The organism is Kitasatospora sp. NPDC059648 (assembly GCF_042734825.1).
Classification (GTDB): Bacteria; Actinomycetota; Actinomycetes; order Streptomycetales; family Streptomycetaceae; genus Kitasatospora.
The window spans coordinates 20,928-36,525 of sequence record NZ_JBHWDU010000087.1; the positions used below are offsets into that span (position 1 = coordinate 20,928).

The following is a 15,598-nucleotide window of genomic DNA, read 5'->3' on the forward strand; positions in this document are numbered from 1 at the left end:
GTTCGTCCCTGCGCGGTGTGAGGTGTCCCCATCGGAAAGAAGAGCGGATCGGCCCTGGCCGTACGGTTGCGCGGTCTCGACGCGCCCGCGCTGGAGCGGGTCCTGGCGGCGCGCCCGGATGCCGTGGCGGCTCCGGAGCCGCGGTCGGTGGGTGAACTGGCGGACCGTCTTCAGCGCCCGGCGTCGGTGGCGTTGGCGCTGCCCCGGCTGACGCTGCCGTGCCTGCAGGTGGCGGAGGCCCTCGCCGCCCTGGCGTCCCGGTCCCGGGACGACCTGGCGGGCCTGCTGGACGCGAGGGACGGGGAACGGGCCCGCGCACTGGCCGCCGTGCTGGAGGAACTGGCCGAGCGTGCGCTGGTGTGGCCCGACGGCGAGGGCCTGCTGCACATGGCGGGGCCGCTGCGGTCGGCCTGGGGCTCGCCCCTGGGGCTGGAACCGGCACTGGCCCAGCTCGCGGCGCACACCACCTCGGACGAACTGGCGCGCGTGCTGGCGAAGCTCGGCGTCAAGCCGGCCGCTGCCAACAAGCAGCAGCGGCTGGCCGCGCTGGTCGACCACCACGGCGATCCGGACCGGGTCGCCGCGCTGGTGGCCAAGGCGCCCGCGGCCACCCGGGAACTGCTCCTGAGGCAGGCGCACGAGGCTCCGGAGCGATCGGACTTCCTCATGTTCGGGGCCCCGCCGTACGCCTCCGAGCCCGCCGGCCGCTGGGCGCTGGAGCGCGGGCTGCTGATCCAGGACCGCCAGCGGTACGGGCCCGCCCGCATGCCGGCGGAGGTGGCACTCGCCCTGCGCGGCCCCGACTGGCACGCGCCGTTCACGCCCGCCCCGCCCGGGGTGCGGTCGGTGCCCGCCGCCGCCCCGGAGGTCGAGCGGGAGGCCGCGGCCGCCGCGATGGCCTTCGACGCCCACGCCACCTCCGTCCTCGGGGTCTGCGCCGCTGCTGCGCCGACCCGGCTCAAGTCGGGCGGGATCGGCGCCCGCGAGTTGTCGCGGATCGGCAGGGCGGCGCAGTGCGAGGAGACGCCGGTGCGCCTTGTCCTGGAGGCGGCGAGCGCGGCCGGGCTGCTGGCCCGGGACGGCGACCGCATCGCGGCGACCGCCGCCTACGACACCTGGGCCGCACAGGAACCGGGCGACCGGGTCGCCGTGCTGCTCCGGGCATGGTGGGAACTCCCGCTGACCCCGGGCGCCGGCCGCGACGAGGCCGGGAAGGCCCTGCCGGCGCGCTCGCCGGGACTCCGCCGTGCGGAGGTTGCGTCCAGGCCCGGCACGGGCTGCTCGCGGCCGCGGCACGGCTTCCGGCCGGCGAGGGCGCGGCGGACCCGGCCGACCTGGGCGCGCTGCTCGGGTGGCTCCGCCCGCTCGCCGACGAACTCCCGCAGGACAGTACGCCGTTCGCCACCCTGATCCGGGAGGCGGAACTGCTCGGCGTGCTCGCCCTCGGAGCCCTCTCGCCGATCGGTGCCGCACTGAGCGCCCAGGACGCCGAGGACGCCCAGGACGCCGAGGCACTGGTCGACGCCTGCCGACGGCTGCTGCCCGCCGCCACCGGGACCGCCCGCTTCGGCAGCGACCTCACGGCCGTGGTCTCCGGCACACCGTCAGCCGCCCTCGCCGCCCTGCTGGACTCCGTCGCGGACCGGGAGAGCGCCGGTGCGGCGTCCGTCTGGCGTTTCAGCCCTGGAAGCGTGCGCCGCGCCCTCGACGCGGGCCTCACCCCCGACACCCTCACGGCCGACCTGGCAGCCGTCGCCCTCGCTGCCGTCCCGGCCGTCGTCCCCGACGTCGAACGGCTTCCCGGTCGGCTTCCCGGTCGGCTTTCCGGACCGCATCCCGAACCGCTTCCCCAGCCCCTGTCCTACCTGATCCACGACACCGCGCGCCGCCACGGCCAGGTGCGCGTCGCCTCCGCCGCCTGCGTGATCCACGGCCAGGAGCCCGCGCTCCTCGCCGAACTGGTCGCCCACCGCAAGCTCGCCCCGCTAGGCCTGCGGCAGCTGGCTCCGACGGTGCTGATCAGCCCGACCCCGCCGGGCAAGACGCTCGCGGCCCTGCGTGCCGCGGGCTACGCCCCCGTCGCCGAGCAGCCCGACGGGACCGTGCGGATCGAACGGGCCCATCACCACCGTGCGGCGAACCCGGTCCCGTCCCCGCGCCCGCCCGGCGCCGGTTCCCGCACGCGGCGGACGGACGCGGGGCGGACGGACGCGCGGCAGACGAATGCGCGGCGGACGAGTGCGTCCGCCGCGAACGCGGGAACGCCCGTCGACCTGCGCGCCCTCGTCGCCCGGCTCCGAAACGCCCCGCAGGACATCGCGGAGCCCGACCCGCACGACGGCCGCCCGTACGACGGCGACACCGAGGAGATCATCGCCGGGTACGCGCGCAACCTGACCTTCGCCGACGTCCGCCAGCTGGCCCACGCCGTCGACGAACGGCGGGCCGTCACCATCGAGTACGTCGCCACCTCGGGCAACGCGACCGTCCGCACCCTCAGCCGGCTCGAACTGGACGCCCCCTACCTGAACGCCTGGTGCCACCTGCGCGATGACGCCCGGGTGTTCACCCTCTCCCGCATCCACGGTGTGATGCCCGCGTAGCCGCCGTCGGACGAGCTGCCACCGGCGGGTGGCGGGTCCTGTGGGCCGTCCGCAGCAATGTGGCCCGCGCCCGCTTGCGCCTGCCGCCCCGGTGCCCGGACCAGGCCGAACAATCGGCCTGGTCCGGACAGAGGGACGACGAGTCCGAGTGGCAGTGAGGGGAAGAAACCGATGCACGGAGCCGAACGCCCGAGTCGTCGAGCGCTGCTCGTCGGCGGGCTGGCGAGCGCCGCGGCCGCGCTCGCGGCGTGTACGACGACGAGGGCGGACTCGCCCGCCTCTTCCGGGTCACCCGCCTCGCCCACGGGCGGCAGTGCTTCGGCGGAAGCCCGGCCGACCACGCCCGCCGCGGCGTTCGCGAGGCTGATGGACGGCAACAAGCGCTGGGTCAGCGGCGACCTCCGGCACCCCGACCGGGACCCGAACCGGCGTCAGCTGGTGGCCCAGGAGCAGGAGCCCTTCGGGTCGATCCTGTCGTGCATCGACTCCCGGGTGCCGCCCGAGCTGCTCTTCGACACCGGCCTCGGCGACCTGTACGTGATGCGCACGGGCGGCGAGGCGGTCGGCCCGGTGGTCACCGGCTCCGTCGAGTACGGGCCCATGACGAGCGGCACCCCCCTCATCGTGGTCCTCGGGCACCAGCGCTGCGGCGCGGTCAAGGCGTCGTACGAGTCCATGCGGGACGGCAAACCGCTGCCCGGCAACCTGGAGGCGATCGCCAAGGCCCTGCGGCCGGCGTACGACCAGGCGGTCCGGGAGGGCGGCGCCGACCCGGTCGAGACCATGTCCCGCGCCCAGGTCACGCTCACCGCGGCCGACCTGCGCTCCAACCAGGACCTGGCCCCGCTCGTGGCCAAGGGCACCCTGGCCGTCGTCGGCGCCTACTACTCGCTGGACACCGGCGTGGTCGAAGTCCTGTCCGGGGCGCCCTGACCCGGTCGTGGAGGGGACCGCACGCCGATGCCCCCGGCCCTGCGGGCGGCCGTGCGCCGACCTGGTCAGCGGCGGTAGGCGGCGGTCGCGGTCCTGACGAAGGACCGGACCAACGGGTTGGTGTCGCCCTCCCTCCACACCGCCACCACCCGGCTCGGCGGCATGTCGACCAGCGGCACCACGGCGAGCTCGGCGGGCAGGTCGTGCCCGAGCGGGGCCAGGCCGACCGTGCCGTTCCACAGCACGGTCTGCAGGCATTCCTGGACGGCGCGCACCACCGGGCCCTCGCGCGGCCTGCCGCCGTTCCAGTACGACTGCCAGACCGGGTCGGTGCCCCGCGGGAACTGGAACCAGCGCCGGTCCGCCAGCTCGGCCAGACGCAGCCCGTCGCGGCGGGCCAGCGGGTCGTCGGCGCGCAGGACGACGCCGACCGGGTCGGCCCGCAGCGCACGCACCGTCAGGGCGGTCCCGTCGAAGGGCGCCCGGGTCAGCGCGACGTCGACCAGTCCGGCGCGCAGCCCGCAGGTCGGGTCGGTCAGGTCGGTGTCGCGGACGCGGATGTCGATGCCGGGGTGGCTCCGGCGGAAGGCGGCGGCCAGCCTGGCCACGCCCGGGTCGGTGCCGTCGCCCAGGATGCCGACGGTGATGGTCGCGACGCCGGCCGCCGCGCTCACGCGCACCCGGACGCGGTCGGCGTGGTCGAGGAGGGCCCGTGCCTCGTCGAGCAGCACCGAGCCCACCGCGGTGAGCGTGACCCCGGTGGGCGAGCGGGTGAACAGCAGGGCCCCGACCTCGGCCTCCAGCCGCTTGATCGCCCGGCTCAGCGGCGGCTGGCTGATGTGCAGCCGGGTGGCGGCCCGGCCGAAGTGGAGTTCCTCGGCGACGGCCACGAAGTAGCGCAAGGTGCGTAGCTCCACGCTGCAACGATACCGAGGAGGTATCGGGTCCGCGGGACGGGTCTTGGACACCGGCAAGCCCGCGGCCGTGGACTCGTGAGCATGACCGAAGACACGAAGAGCAGCGAGCCCCGGACCGACCCCGCCGTCTCGGTGGTGGGCCCCGGCGAGGGCGAGACGATCGTCCTGGGCACCACGCGCATGCGGGTCCTGGAGGACGGCAGCCACACCGGGCACCGTCTCGCGATCGCCGAGTCCGTCCTCGCCCCGCACACCCAGGGACCGCCGCAGCACCGCCACGCCCGGCACGACGAGGGCTTCTACATCCTCTCCGGCACGGTGCGCTTCACCGTCGGGGAGCAGGACCACGACGCCCCTGAGGGCACGCTGGTGGTGGTTCCGCCCGGCACCCCGCACACCTTCGCCAACCCGACCGACGAACCCGCCGTGATGCTCAGCACCTTCACCCCCGACCTGTACGTGCAGTACTTCCGGGACCTCCAGGAGGCGCTCGCCGGCGGCCGGCCGCTGACGCCCGGGGCCAACCTCGACGCAATGAGCCGCTACGCGACCGGGCCCGCCACCGGGCCCGCCACCGGGCCCGCCACCGAGCCCGCCACCGAGCCCGCGACCGACCTCGCCTGAAGCCGACGGCGCAGCGGCGGCCCGGCCCGGGCGGAGCCGCCGTCGTGGGCCGGGTCTTCACCAGAACCCATGAACGGGAACCATGAACGTCTTCTACTGGATCGTCGCGGGACTGCTCGCGCTCTTCTACCTCTACGCGGGCACGCTGAAGCTGATCCGCAGCCGCGACCGGCTCCGGCCGATGATGGCCTGGGTCGACCGCGTACCCCTGCCCGCCGTCAGGGCGCTGGGCACGGTCGAGGTACTCGGCGCGACCGGCCTGGTCCTGCCGTCGCTGACCGGCATCGCCGTCCCGCTGGCGCCGGCTGCGGCCATCGGCCTCGTACTCCTGCAGGCCGGCGCGATCGCCGTCCACCTGACCGGCGAAGACCGACGGATCGCCCTCAACGCCGGGCTCGTCGTCACCGCGGCCGTGACCGTCTGGCTGGCGACCGGGCTGTGACCTCACGCGCCTTCCACGCCCACTTGCCGCCCTGACGCGCGATCACCGAACCGGTGGGCCGCTCACGTCCCGCGGTCAACCGGCCGCCCGCGTCGTCGGAGTACGGACCGCACTTCCGGATCGGACCGTGGTCGGACGGCCGGCCCTGGCCGGCCCGGTCCGTCGGTCGGCCGGCGGCCGCTCATCAGCGCTCGGCTCCTCGCCGGACCCGCCTCCGTGGGCTCCGGGTGGTGGCCGGGAGCCCGGTACCGGCCGTCGGGGCGCCGGGTTCCGGACAACCCGGTGCCGCGGCCCGGCGGCGGGGCGCCGGGGGCTTCTACGCTCGCACGGACACCGGGTCGTGAGGGGGAATGCCGTGGCTCGCAGGCCTGTTCGGCGGCGTCGGTCGCGCAGTGCCGCCCGTTGGGTGCGGCAGACCAGGGACAACATGCTGCTGGTGGGGATCGCCGCGGTGGTCGGGTTCGCGGTGGTGTCGGTGGTGGTGCACTGGCTGGTTCATCACCTCGTGCTGGTGGCCGGGTTGCTGGTGGTGGGCGCGGGAGCGGGCGTGGCCGTGCTGCGTTCGCGGGTGCGGACGCGGCGGCGGGAACTGGACGTACGGGCGGCGCAGTTGCGGCACATCGGGCCGTTCCTGACGATGAGCCCGAAGGCCTTCGAGCACGCGTTGGCGGACCTGTGCCGGCGCGACGGCTGTACGAAGGTGTCGGTCGTCGGCGGAGCGGGGGATCTGGCGGCGGACGTGCTGGCCACCACACCCACCGGGCAGCGGATCCTGATCCAGGCCAAGCGGTACGGGCCGCGGACCTTCGTCGGTTCGCAGGACGTCCAGAGGGTCAACGGCACCTACCGCGACGTGCACCGCTGCGACCTGGCCGCCGTGGTGACCACCAGCTCGTTCACGAAGGCCGCGGCCGCGTTCTGCGCGCAGGTCGGCATCAGGGCCGTCGACCGGCGGGCGCTCGCCCTGTGGGCGGAGGGAACGGGCGGGCCGCCCTGGGTCTGAACCCGGGCCGAACAGGTCCGGACACCGGTGACCTGCAGTAACAAGTTGCCCCGGCGGCGCCCCGCCCACGCCGCCACCCCCGGCCGCCCCACGGTTCGCCGAGTGCGCCGGCTGTCACGATCCCGTTCCCCGTCCCGGGGTCCGCGGCTCCTACGCGGGCCTCGGCACGCGCACCCTCGCTGTCGGCGGAGGCGAGCCGTTCACCCGCAGCGGCGCGGCCCGCGCCGGAGCGGCGCCGCGGGCGGTCTTGGTCAGCCGCGTCGGGCCTGGGGAGAATGGCCCCGATCGAGTGAGGGAACGCCACGGTGAACAGGTTCACCCGCCGGCGGCCTCACACCCCGGCTGGACGCTCATCCGGCAGCGCACCAGCTCCCGGTAGGACCCGGGCAGGGCCTCGATGCCCTGGTGGATCTGGGCTTGCCGGGCGGCCTCGTGGACCAGCACGCAGTCCGCGTCGGTCACACCGAAGGCGATGTTGTCCTCGATCGACCGGTTGCCGAGGACGACGTCCTGGGGCATGTAGGCGACCCGGCGCTAGGACGTCTCTGACAAATGATCACGTGGCTGGCGCGCGGAGCCACGCTGTCCGCAGCCTGAAGGCCCGGCAGGTTGCTCGCGGAGGCAGGGCCGGCTGCCTCCCCAGGTCTTGGGAATCGGGTGTCGGTTGCTGGCAGGATGGCCGGATGGACGACGACACCGCCCCCACCCGGGGTGACGAGATCAACCTCCGCGCGGCCTGTCCGCCGGCGGTGAGCGAGGCGCTCGTACGGCTCGCCGCGGCGGCTCGCCACGACACCGCGGAATTCGAGCAGGCACTGTTTGCCCTGGCTCGTCTGTCCGCGGCGGTGCCTGTTGAGGCCCTAGAACTATTCGTCGCGGCTACCGCGGCACAGGATGCGATGTTGCGGCGCGCAGGGATCGAGGGCCTCGGCATCTTCGGCCCCGACGCTGTGGCGCACGCGCCGATCATCACCGCCGCGCTCTCCGACCCGGATCCCGAGGTGCGGGCGGCAGCGCATGTGTCTCTCAAATCTGTACTCAGGCGGAACGAGCCCGACGAGAAGCTCCGTGCTGCCGTTTGCCGGGCAGTCGAGCAGGCCGAGCAACGGCAGCCGGGAGTCGCTAAATGATCAGCGGGGTGGGCGCCAGGCCGAGACGATAGTTCCGTCCGCGGGATCGGTGGACCCGGGCAGCACCGGGCGGTGGCCACCCGGCATGACGAGCTCGCCGTCCGGTTCGAGGCGGCAGTTCCTGGTGCTGCGGCCGGGACGCCGCGGTGTCGTACGTCCGGGGTAGCTTCGATGCCGACACCGAACGAACCGGGGGACCGACCGCATGACCGACCGCATGACCGACCAGATCACCACGCCCGTCATCACGACCGCCGGGACCGCTTCCGCGACTGCCACCGCGGCCCGACTGCACCGGCTGGCCGAGGCCTCCGGCGGACTGGTGGTCGTGGACCCGGGCATCGACGACGCCCGGATGGACACCTGGCCCGTCCCCGTGCCCGAGGAGGTCCGGGCCCTGCTGCGCTCGGTCGGCGGGGTGCGCGTCACCGTCAGCCGCTCCGCCGTCAACGGCCACGAGTCCCACGAACACGTCGACCTCGACCACTGCTACAACCGCGGCCGGTACGGCAGCGCCGACGTCAGCTGGTACCAGGAACACGCCGGTGGGGTGGGCACCCACTGGTTCGTCCACACCGACCACGGGGATGGCCACACCTACGTGGACGTCGACCCGCGAACCGGGGCATGGGGGCCGGTGTTCCAGTTCTGGGACGCCACCGACACCGACCGGGTGGCGCCCTCCCTGACCGTGTGGCTCGACCACCTGGCCGACTGCCTGGAGCAGGCCCTCGCCGTCGCCGGCACCGGGGCCCCTGGCACCGCGGCCGATGTCGGGGCCTTCGGCCGGCGGTTCGGGGAGCTGTGGCCCGACGGCGAGCGGCACACGACGAGCGTCGAGGACGTCACCGCGGCCCGGCTCCGCACGAGCGGGGACGACGTGCTGCGCGCGGCCGCAGAGGGCCTGCCCGACGACGCCAGGCTGGCCGACCTGCGGTCCGTCACCGGCCGCGCCGCCGTCGACTTCTGGGCGATCGGCGCGACCTGCCGCTACGCCCGCCGGGCCGGCGGGGGAGTGCTGGTGGCCGTCCCCTGGGACGGCGAGTAGGCCGGGCCGCCCCGGGGCGGCCGCCGGTGCCGACATCGGCCTTGTCGAGCAGAACGGTCCCGTCCTCCTCGACGAGCCGCACCGCCTGGCCGACGGAGCGCGCCCAGGGCGGATGCTCGACATCCACGACTACGACGGCAACACGCCCGCCCTGGCCGCTTTACCGGGGCCCCTCGACATCGGTCGTCCATGGACCCGGGGAAGCGCTCCGCCGGCGGGCCGCCGGGACCAGTCCCACGGGCCTCCTCGCGCCGCGGCGGAGGTGAGGCGTCGTTGACGGCGTGGAGGCCGGACGACCGGGCCGTGGCCAGTGCCTGTTGCGGGTACCCCGGCACACAGACCCCGTTGGCGGGCAACTGCCGGGGCTGATAGGCCTCCCGGGCGCCTGGCGGGACCCCGACTTCGAGGTCAAGGCCGCCGACCTCGTCACCGCCTGGCGCACGGCCACGGCAACTACCGCGAACTAGGGCGGCTCCAGCGGGTGCCGCGCAGCAGGGGCAACTGCGGCTCTGCTGGCCGAGTTCGGTGAGGCGAGGGAGATAGTGCGGACGACGCTGATCGCCACCGGGTCCCGGACGACGTACTCGCGGCCGGTGGACCAGTGGTCGTTCCGCGATCTCGGGCAGGGGCCCGGTCCGTGTCCACAGGCGCTTCACTCCGGCGCGGCGGGCTGATGACCCGTCCGGGCAGCGTATCCGTGCCAGGCCCTGTGTCGCGTCCCTCCACCCGGTTGGAGGACGCGACATCGATCGATGACAGGGCTGCTCTGAAACACGTTTAGTGTGGTTATTTGTCTTCGGGGCCATGGGCTGCGACGCTGTCAGTCATGAAGATCACGATCACGGTTGAGGACCCGAGCCCCGAGGCCCTTGAGAAGCTGCTCGCCCTCGCCACCCTGCCGACCGCCGTCGTGACCACGGTGCCCGACGACCGCTGGACACCGGAGCGGGCTCGCTCGTACTACGACCGGCTCCCGCCCCGCGCCCAGCAGATCCTGCTCCAGGTCGTCCAGGGTCGAGGCGAGTGTTCCGCGGAGGAGTTGAAGGCGAACGGCCGGAACCTGCGGGGATCCACCGGCGCCTTCCGGCGCGTGCTCTCCGAGGGCAAGCGGACCGGCCTCTGGCCGGACGCCCTACCCGTACCGCTCGTCTCGCACATCGTCGGCGGGCAGCTCAAGAAGCTGGAGATGCCGGGCTCCGGCACCGACCGGTACGCGTACCCGGTCTTCGCCGAAGGGCTGTGCGACGTGGTTTCGTCATGACCCGTCCCTCCCCGTGACGCCTATGAGTTGATCGACCAGGGAGCTGACCGCACCACCAGGACCGGATCGTCGGACAGACGGACGAGCACTGCCGCAGGAACGGGTTCCTCTAATGCCGGGGGCCGACGGACGGCCGGCTTGGCCCGGCCGGCGGAGCCTGGACGGCGGTGTTGACGGACTCGAAGAGGACGGGTCGGTGCGGAGGCGGGTCAGGATACGTGCACGGCCAGCCCGCACAGGCCGAGCCCGTCGGTGGCGGCGGTGCGCCACATCCGCAACGGGCCGTCAAGGACGCACTCGTCCGTGGGCGAGTAGTCCAGCCAGTCCTGGGCGTCCGCAGCGGTGCGTTCGTCCCGGGTGAAGGTGAGAGCACGCTCCACGTGCGGCAGGGTCCGACGGACCTGAGCGGAGGTGAGGAGGAAGTTTCCGCACCAGCCGGGCAGGAGAGCCGCACGAGCCGGACCGATGGCATGGAACAACGACCTGACCGCATAGTCCTTGGAATTGACGGAGACGAAGATGCGCTCCTCCGGCACGTCCGTCCACACGTCGTCGATGACGGAGAAGTCCGGATCGACCAGACCGGAGCACAAGACGTCAACGTTCAGCCCCGGCGCGGTGAGTTCCCAGAACGATTCCAGCGCGGCACCGTCCGCCGCCGTGAACCCCGGGCCCCCGTACCACGTGCGGTAGTCGGGCAGCGGAGCCTGCTGCTACCTGGCGTGAGTAGACCGCCAATCACCGGGCGCCGAAGGTGCAGCAGGGAGGTCGTCGAGGTCGGCCAGCACCTGCTGGGCGTGCGCGGCGACGAAGGGGAGCGCGTCGAGCAGCGCGAGGTAGTTCCTGGCCCGGGCCGTTCGCTCCTCGGTGGTCGGGGCGAAGGTCTGCAGCAGCTTGAGGAAGCCGCGCTGATCGCTCGTCCGCCCGTCGCGGGCCAGCCGGGCCAGGCAGCGGTCGATCAGCTTGTCCCGGTCCAGCGTGCCCTGCTCGGCCAGCCGGATCAGGCAGGTCGGCCACCAGTCCTCGGGGCGCTGCTCGTCCCGCGGGCCGTCCAGCATGGAGCCGATCTGGTCGAGGTCGAACAGCCGTGGCGTCAGGAGCGGCACGAACGGGTCCTTCGACAACCGTTCCCACAGGGTCTCACCGGTCACGACGACGATCGGGTTCCGATGGGACGCGTACGTCCACGTCCGGCCACGGAACCACTGCGTGACGAATCCGTCCGTCGTCGGCACGTCGCAGCCGGTTGTCAGCACCAGGTGCTCCAGCAGGTGGTACTCCCTGGTCCCCCAGGAGGTGGCCCGCCGCTGGGCCAGTTTGGCGACCAGCGCGCTCCGCCATTCCGGCGGCCGGCTCTCGATCACCGTCAGCAGGGCGGGCTGGTCCCAGCTGTCATCCTGCCTGGACCACGGGCCGCCCGCGCTCAGCCAGGCGGCCGCCGAGCTGGCGGTGTGGCAGCCGGCCCCCGCGACCATCAGCGCCTGGAGGACGTCGCGTTTGAGCCACCACTCCTCGTCGATCTCCCGGCGGACTTCCTCCAGCTCCGCGACGCAGTCACGCAGCTGGGCCGGCGTCAACCCGGCCAGTTCTCGGGCCACACCGTCGGCGTCCCCTGCCCGCACCCGCTGGATCAGCGTCATCGCGTCCCCTCCACTGCCGTGCTCCTGGTCCCGTCTTCCACCTTGCTGTCGGTTGCCGCGCCCTGGTCCGAGCGCAGGCTCACCGCGAGCGCATGCTTGCATGGCCCGCGCCCGCCCCGGTACTTGGCCCACCACAGGCAGGCGCAGCTCAGCCGCCCGTCCGGCCCCACTCGGACCCGCTGCGCATGGTCGTCCACCGTCACCACCGCGCCGCCGCCCTCCAGCCGCGCCGCCGCCCTCCAGCCGCACCGCCGCCCTCCAGCCGCACCGCGCCTGCCGCCACCAGTGCGCGGGCCGCCCGCAGGTGCGGATTCTGCGCCTCGGCGGGCCGGAGTCGTAGGGGAGTTGACGGTGGAAGTACACGGCCTCGGCCATGTCGTACCCGATCTGGCCGGCCGCCCCGAGCCTGGTCATGGCGGCGCGGACGCGCTCGGTGGTCAGCCCCGTCTGTTAGGCGAGTTCCGCCGGGTCGATCCGGGGCTCCCAGGCCAGCAGCGCCGAGACCAGTTCGGCGTCGGCACCGGCGTGCTCGGTGGCGAGCGAGGGGAGCACGCCGCCCTTGCCGGAGAAGCCGCGTGCGGCGTCCGGGGACAGCATGAGGCTCAGCCGCATGCCCGGCAGCACCACCTCCCACACGGCTGCCGTGGGCGAGGTCCCGGCAGGCGGCCCGTACACGCGCAGCGCCAGCGCGTACCGGAGTGCGCGCTGCGGGCTGGCCAGCCGCTCCGGGCCGGACAGGCAGACCGCGCCGGGTACGGGCCTGCTGGTCGGGCGCAGCGTCCGGCCCGCAGCGACCACCCACTGGCCGTCCCGTGCCGGGGCAACTGCGGGGGTGTTTGCCCTTTCCTGGTTATGGAGACGGGCAAGGGCGATAGGGCGCCGGATCAGGTGAGGTGGGGCCCGCTTGGGGTTGGGGCGTAAACGCCGTTTACACCCGAGAGGAGACAGGTTCATGGCGACACGTAGCGGCAGATGTGCCTAAAACCACGTGACGCCACTATGGTGACGTCATGACGTCTCAAAACTCCGGAGGCGAGCGGGAAAAGGTGGCGTCGAAGCTTCCTGCAGCCCTCCGCCAGGAACTAAAGACCCGAGCCGCGCAGCTCGGCATCGACATGCAGGATGCCGTCGCCCAAGCCGTCGAGCAATGGCGGCCCCGGCCCGCGGACAGCAACCCAACCATCGACACGTCCGGGGCGGAGAGCTGGAACACCTGGCTCCCCGCCGGCCTGTACGACACGTTCAAGAACGACTGCGCCGCCCGCGGCATCTCCTTCGTCCAGGGCCTCGCCCAAGCGATCCGCGTGTGGATCGACTCCCACAACGTCTCACTGACCGAGCTCGCGATCCCCAAGTACACGCGGCGGATCGTCGTCTGCAACCAGAAGGGCGGAGTCGGCAAGACCACCATCGCCGCCGGCACGGGCCAGGCCATAGCGCTGGGCCTGCCCGCCAGCACGGGCGCGTCGAAACTGCCCGCGCTGCCGGGACTGCGCACCCTGCTCGTCGACTACGACCCGCAGGGCCACCTGACCTCTCAGCTCGGCGTCAAGCAGATCCCACCGGGCGAGGAGAGCCTGGTGACGCACATGGTCGACCGTGACCGCGTCGCGGGCTCGCTTCTCGACCAGGTCGTGGCGATCGAGCCGGACCACTTCGAAGGCCGCCTCAGCCTGCTGCCCTCGAGCTTCGACGCGTTCCTGCTCGACTCCCGCCTCGGATCCGTCCGGGGACCCCGCGAAACCAGCCTTCAGCGCGCTCTCGCACCGCTCGAGGAGCACTTCGACGTCATCGTGATCGACGCTCCTCCCAACCTCGGCCTGGCGATGGACGCCGGCCTCTACTACGGTCACCGCCGCAAGAACGAAGCGCCCGGTACCTCCGGAGTCCTCATCCCCGTAGAAGCGGAAGACTCCTCCGCAGACGCCTACGCGATGCTCGACAGCCAGATCCGCACCGTCAGCCTCGACTACGAGGTCGACATCGACCGGCTCGGACTCGTCGTCAACAAGTTCGACAAGCGCAAGGGCTACGTCGCCACCCACTCCCTCGACAACTGGCAGTCCCTCGGCACACCGCCGGTCGTCTCCGTCGTCCCTGACCTCAAGGAGCAGCGGGAGGCCGTTCACGTGAAGCAGCCGCTGCTCATGTACGCCCCGACATCGATCCAGGCGCAGCGAATGCGTGCGATCCGTCGGAGGCTGTCGTGAGCATCGCCAAGAAGCTGCAGGGTGGCGGAGGCTCGTTCGGGGCGCTGGCCCAGGGCACGTCGCGTGGTGACGAGGTGCGGGCGCGCAGTGAGGCGCTGGACGCTACCGGCCGGGTGCGGCGTGCGTCGTCGGCGCCGGTGTCCTCGATCGTCTTCAATCCGCTTAACCCGCGGAAGACCATCGACAGCGAGTCGATCGACGAGCTCGCCGAGAGCTTGACCCGTCGGCAGATCGTGCCCGTCACCGTGGTGAGCCGCGGCGCGTTCCTCGACGCGCACCCGGATCAAGCCGAGGCGGTCGGCGAGGCGGACTTCATCGCGCTCGACGGCAACCGCCGTCTGCGGGCTGCACAGCAGGCCGGGCTCAAAACGCTGCGGGTGGACCTCAATGACGAGCTGGTCTCGCGTGCCTCGGACATGGTCGAGGCGGCTCTGATCGCCAATGCCCACCGCGAGGACGTGTCGCCGTTCGAAGAGGCCCAGGCAATCGAGCAGCTGCTGAACACGGTGTACGAGGGCAACCAGGCCGCGGTTGCGCGGGCGTTGGGCAAGTCCCGCGCGTGGGTGGGACAGCGGTTGGCCTTGCTCCATCTCTCCCCCGAGCTTCAGGAGCAGGCGGGAGCCGGAGAGCTGGCCATCGAGGACGCCCGCCGGATCGGTGCCGAGGCCCGCGCGGGGAAGATCACGCGGGCTGAGCAGCATGAGCGGGCCGAGGCCGCGAAGCAGGCGGCCGCCGAGAAGCAGGCTGCGAAGGCGGCTCGAACGGCCAAGCGCGCAGACCGTCCGGCGGGGGAGAAGGCGATTGAGCATGGCTCGGCACCTACTGCCGGGAGCCCCAGTGCTGGTGACGAAGTAAACGGCGTTTACACACCGGCCGCCGTCCAGCGCCCGGACGGCGCCTCGCCTCACCAGGCTACGGGTGTAAACGGCGTTTACTCGTCGGGCCTTCCGGACCAGCGCGACGTCCGCACCGATGAGCGTGACCGAGTCACGTTCTCGACGGCGGAGCCTTCGGTGGACATGGTCCGGCGGCAGCTGCAGGAGGGGGACAGGACGGGTGTGCCGTCCGGCGGGGTCGGAGTGCCCGACTGGCGCGACCTTGATGGGGTGGCGACCTGGCTTTGTCGCTTTCTGCAGCCCGATGAGCTGAGGGTCGTTGCCACTAAGGTGCTGGGCCGGCTGGAGGAGTACGCGCCGGAGAGCGCAGCCGGTGGTTGATCGCAAGGGGATCTTGACTGACGGGCTGGGCACCGCGAGGTGCCCAGCCCGTCCTGGTCTGCGCCTCCGGAAGCCCCGACGTGCGCGCGGCAGCCCTCGCGCCCTACAACGGCCTCCAGCCAGCCAGCAGCCTATGCCCCACGCTGAGGCGCGCGCTCACAGAGCTATCCAGCAGCACTGGCGTGGACTTCGGTCGCACCCCAGCCATCTACCCGCGTCCGCTCTCTACCGTGCTCCGCTACGACCAGAGCGACCCGCGATGCCGCACCACAGCTTCAAGTTGAGGCAGAGGCCGGCTTGGCCCGGCCGGTGCGCGACCGGCCGGCGGAGCCTGGACGGCGGTGTTGACGGACTCGAGGAGGACGGGTCGGTGCGGAGGCGGGTCAGGATACGTGCACGGCCAGCCCGCACAGGCCGAGCCCGTCGGTGGCGGCGGTGCGCCACATCCGCAACGGGCCGTCAAGGACGCACTCGCCCGTGGGCGAGTAGTCCAGCCAGTCCTGGGCGTCCGCAGCGGTGCGTTCGTCCCGGGTGAAGGTGAGAGCACGCTCCACGTGCGGCAGGGTCCGA

16 protein-coding genes and 1 pseudogene are annotated in these 15,598 nt (G+C 72.9%); 11 read left to right on the forward strand and 6 right to left on the reverse strand.

Going from position 1 to position 15,598, the window contains the following annotated elements; translation table 11 throughout:
* The first annotated feature begins 147 nt into the window (after nt 1-147).
* The 3 genes from ACFV1W_RS33515 (at nt 148) to ACFV1W_RS33525 (ending at nt 3,536) form a co-directional block, all read left to right on the forward strand.
* The gene (locus tag ACFV1W_RS33515; protein ID WP_380421028.1) at nt 148-1,410 is read left to right on the forward strand and encodes a hypothetical protein; all 1,263 of its coding nucleotides are present in this window, start codon (nt 148-150) and stop codon (nt 1,408-1,410) included.
* 23 nt (nt 1,411-1,433) lie between these two features.
* Nucleotides 1,434-2,603, forward strand: coding sequence for a helicase C-terminal domain-containing protein (locus ACFV1W_RS33520; RefSeq protein ID WP_380421029.1), 1,170 nt, complete (start codon nt 1,434-1,436; stop codon nt 2,601-2,603).
* A gap of 171 nt (nt 2,604-2,774) precedes the next feature.
* Nucleotides 2,775-3,536 carry a carbonic anhydrase gene (locus ACFV1W_RS33525; RefSeq protein WP_380421030.1) on the forward strand — a complete coding sequence of 254 codons (762 nt, stop codon included), beginning with the start codon at nt 2,775-2,777 and terminating at the stop codon, nt 3,534-3,536.
* A 65-nt stretch (nt 3,537-3,601) separates the two neighbouring features.
* On the opposite strand, the gene ACFV1W_RS33530 is transcribed toward ACFV1W_RS33525, so the two are convergent.
* Nucleotides 3,602-4,453 carry a LysR family transcriptional regulator gene (locus ACFV1W_RS33530; RefSeq protein WP_380421031.1) on the reverse strand — a complete coding sequence of 284 codons (852 nt, stop codon included), beginning with the start codon at nt 4,451-4,453 and terminating at the stop codon, nt 3,602-3,604.
* An 81-nt stretch (nt 4,454-4,534) separates the two neighbouring features.
* Here ACFV1W_RS33530 and ACFV1W_RS33535 point away from each other — a divergent pair, with 81 nt between their 5' ends.
* From ACFV1W_RS33535 to ACFV1W_RS33545, 3 genes are all read left to right on the forward strand, one after another.
* Nucleotides 4,535-5,077 (forward strand): cupin domain-containing protein, encoded by a 543-nt coding sequence (locus tag ACFV1W_RS33535; RefSeq protein WP_380421032.1) that lies wholly within the window; start codon nt 4,535-4,537, stop codon nt 5,075-5,077.
* Between the two features lie 82 nt (nt 5,078-5,159).
* Nucleotides 5,160-5,519 (forward strand): DoxX family protein, encoded by a 360-nt coding sequence (locus tag ACFV1W_RS33540; RefSeq protein ID WP_380421033.1) that lies wholly within the window; start codon nt 5,160-5,162, stop codon nt 5,517-5,519.
* Between the two features lie 406 nt (nt 5,520-5,925).
* Nucleotides 5,926-6,522, forward strand: a complete 597-nt coding sequence (locus ACFV1W_RS33545; protein WP_380421034.1) for a restriction endonuclease — start codon at nt 5,926-5,928, stop codon at nt 6,520-6,522.
* Nucleotides 6,523-6,837: 315 nt separating this feature from the next.
* Here ACFV1W_RS33545 and ACFV1W_RS33550 read toward each other — a convergent pair whose 3' ends face one another.
* Entirely contained in the window at nt 6,838-7,041 is a 204-nt protein-coding gene (locus ACFV1W_RS33550) for a hypothetical protein (protein ID WP_380421035.1), read from the reverse strand.
* A gap of 164 nt (nt 7,042-7,205) precedes the next feature.
* On the opposite strand from ACFV1W_RS33550, the gene ACFV1W_RS33555 reads away from it, so the two are divergent.
* The 3 genes from ACFV1W_RS33555 to ACFV1W_RS33565 all read left to right on the forward strand — a co-directional run bounded on the left by ACFV1W_RS33555 (nt 7,206) and on the right by ACFV1W_RS33565 (nt 9,961).
* Nucleotides 7,206-7,652, forward strand: a complete 447-nt coding sequence (locus ACFV1W_RS33555; RefSeq protein WP_380421036.1) for a hypothetical protein — start codon at nt 7,206-7,208, stop codon at nt 7,650-7,652.
* Nucleotides 7,653-7,857: 205 nt separating this feature from the next.
* Nucleotides 7,858-8,700, forward strand: a complete 843-nt coding sequence (locus ACFV1W_RS33560; protein ID WP_380421037.1) for a hypothetical protein — start codon at nt 7,858-7,860, stop codon at nt 8,698-8,700.
* 826 nt (nt 8,701-9,526) lie between these two features.
* Nucleotides 9,527-9,961, forward strand: coding sequence for a hypothetical protein (locus ACFV1W_RS33565; protein WP_380421038.1), 435 nt, complete (start codon nt 9,527-9,529; stop codon nt 9,959-9,961).
* 209 nt (nt 9,962-10,170) lie between these two features.
* Here the strand turns inward: ACFV1W_RS33565 and ACFV1W_RS33570 are convergent, their stop codons facing one another.
* The 3 genes and pseudogenes from ACFV1W_RS33570 to ACFV1W_RS33580 all read right to left on the reverse strand — a co-directional run.
* Complete coding sequence (locus tag ACFV1W_RS33570) at nt 10,171-10,554, reverse strand: hypothetical protein (RefSeq protein ID WP_380421039.1); 384 nt, start codon at nt 10,552-10,554, stop codon at nt 10,171-10,173.
* Between the two features lie 120 nt (nt 10,555-10,674).
* Entirely contained in the window at nt 10,675-11,601 is a 927-nt protein-coding gene (locus tag ACFV1W_RS33575) for a DUF6493 family protein (protein WP_380421040.1), read from the reverse strand.
* Nucleotides 11,598-12,417, reverse strand: a pseudogene (locus ACFV1W_RS33580) (SWIM zinc finger family protein); the annotation flags it as partial. The gene ACFV1W_RS33575 and the pseudogene ACFV1W_RS33580, both read right to left, overlap by 4 nt.
* Before the next feature lie 194 nt (nt 12,418-12,611).
* Here ACFV1W_RS33580 and ACFV1W_RS33585 point away from each other — a divergent pair.
* Together ACFV1W_RS33585 and ACFV1W_RS33590 are read left to right on the forward strand one after the other, a co-directional pair.
* Complete coding sequence (locus tag ACFV1W_RS33585) at nt 12,612-13,811, forward strand: ParA family protein (protein ID WP_380421041.1); 1,200 nt, start codon at nt 12,612-12,614, stop codon at nt 13,809-13,811.
* Nucleotides 13,808-15,028: a ParB/RepB/Spo0J family partition protein gene (locus tag ACFV1W_RS33590; RefSeq protein WP_380421042.1), complete on the forward strand. Its 1,221-nt coding sequence runs from the start codon at nt 13,808-13,810 to the stop codon at nt 15,026-15,028. The genes ACFV1W_RS33585 and ACFV1W_RS33590 overlap by 4 nt, the downstream gene beginning before the upstream one ends.
* Nucleotides 15,029-15,411: 383 nt before the next feature.
* On the opposite strand, the gene ACFV1W_RS33595 is transcribed toward ACFV1W_RS33590, so the two are convergent.
* A partial coding sequence (locus ACFV1W_RS33595) for a hypothetical protein (protein ID WP_380421043.1) occupies nt 15,412-15,598 on the reverse strand: 187 nt, incomplete at its 5' end.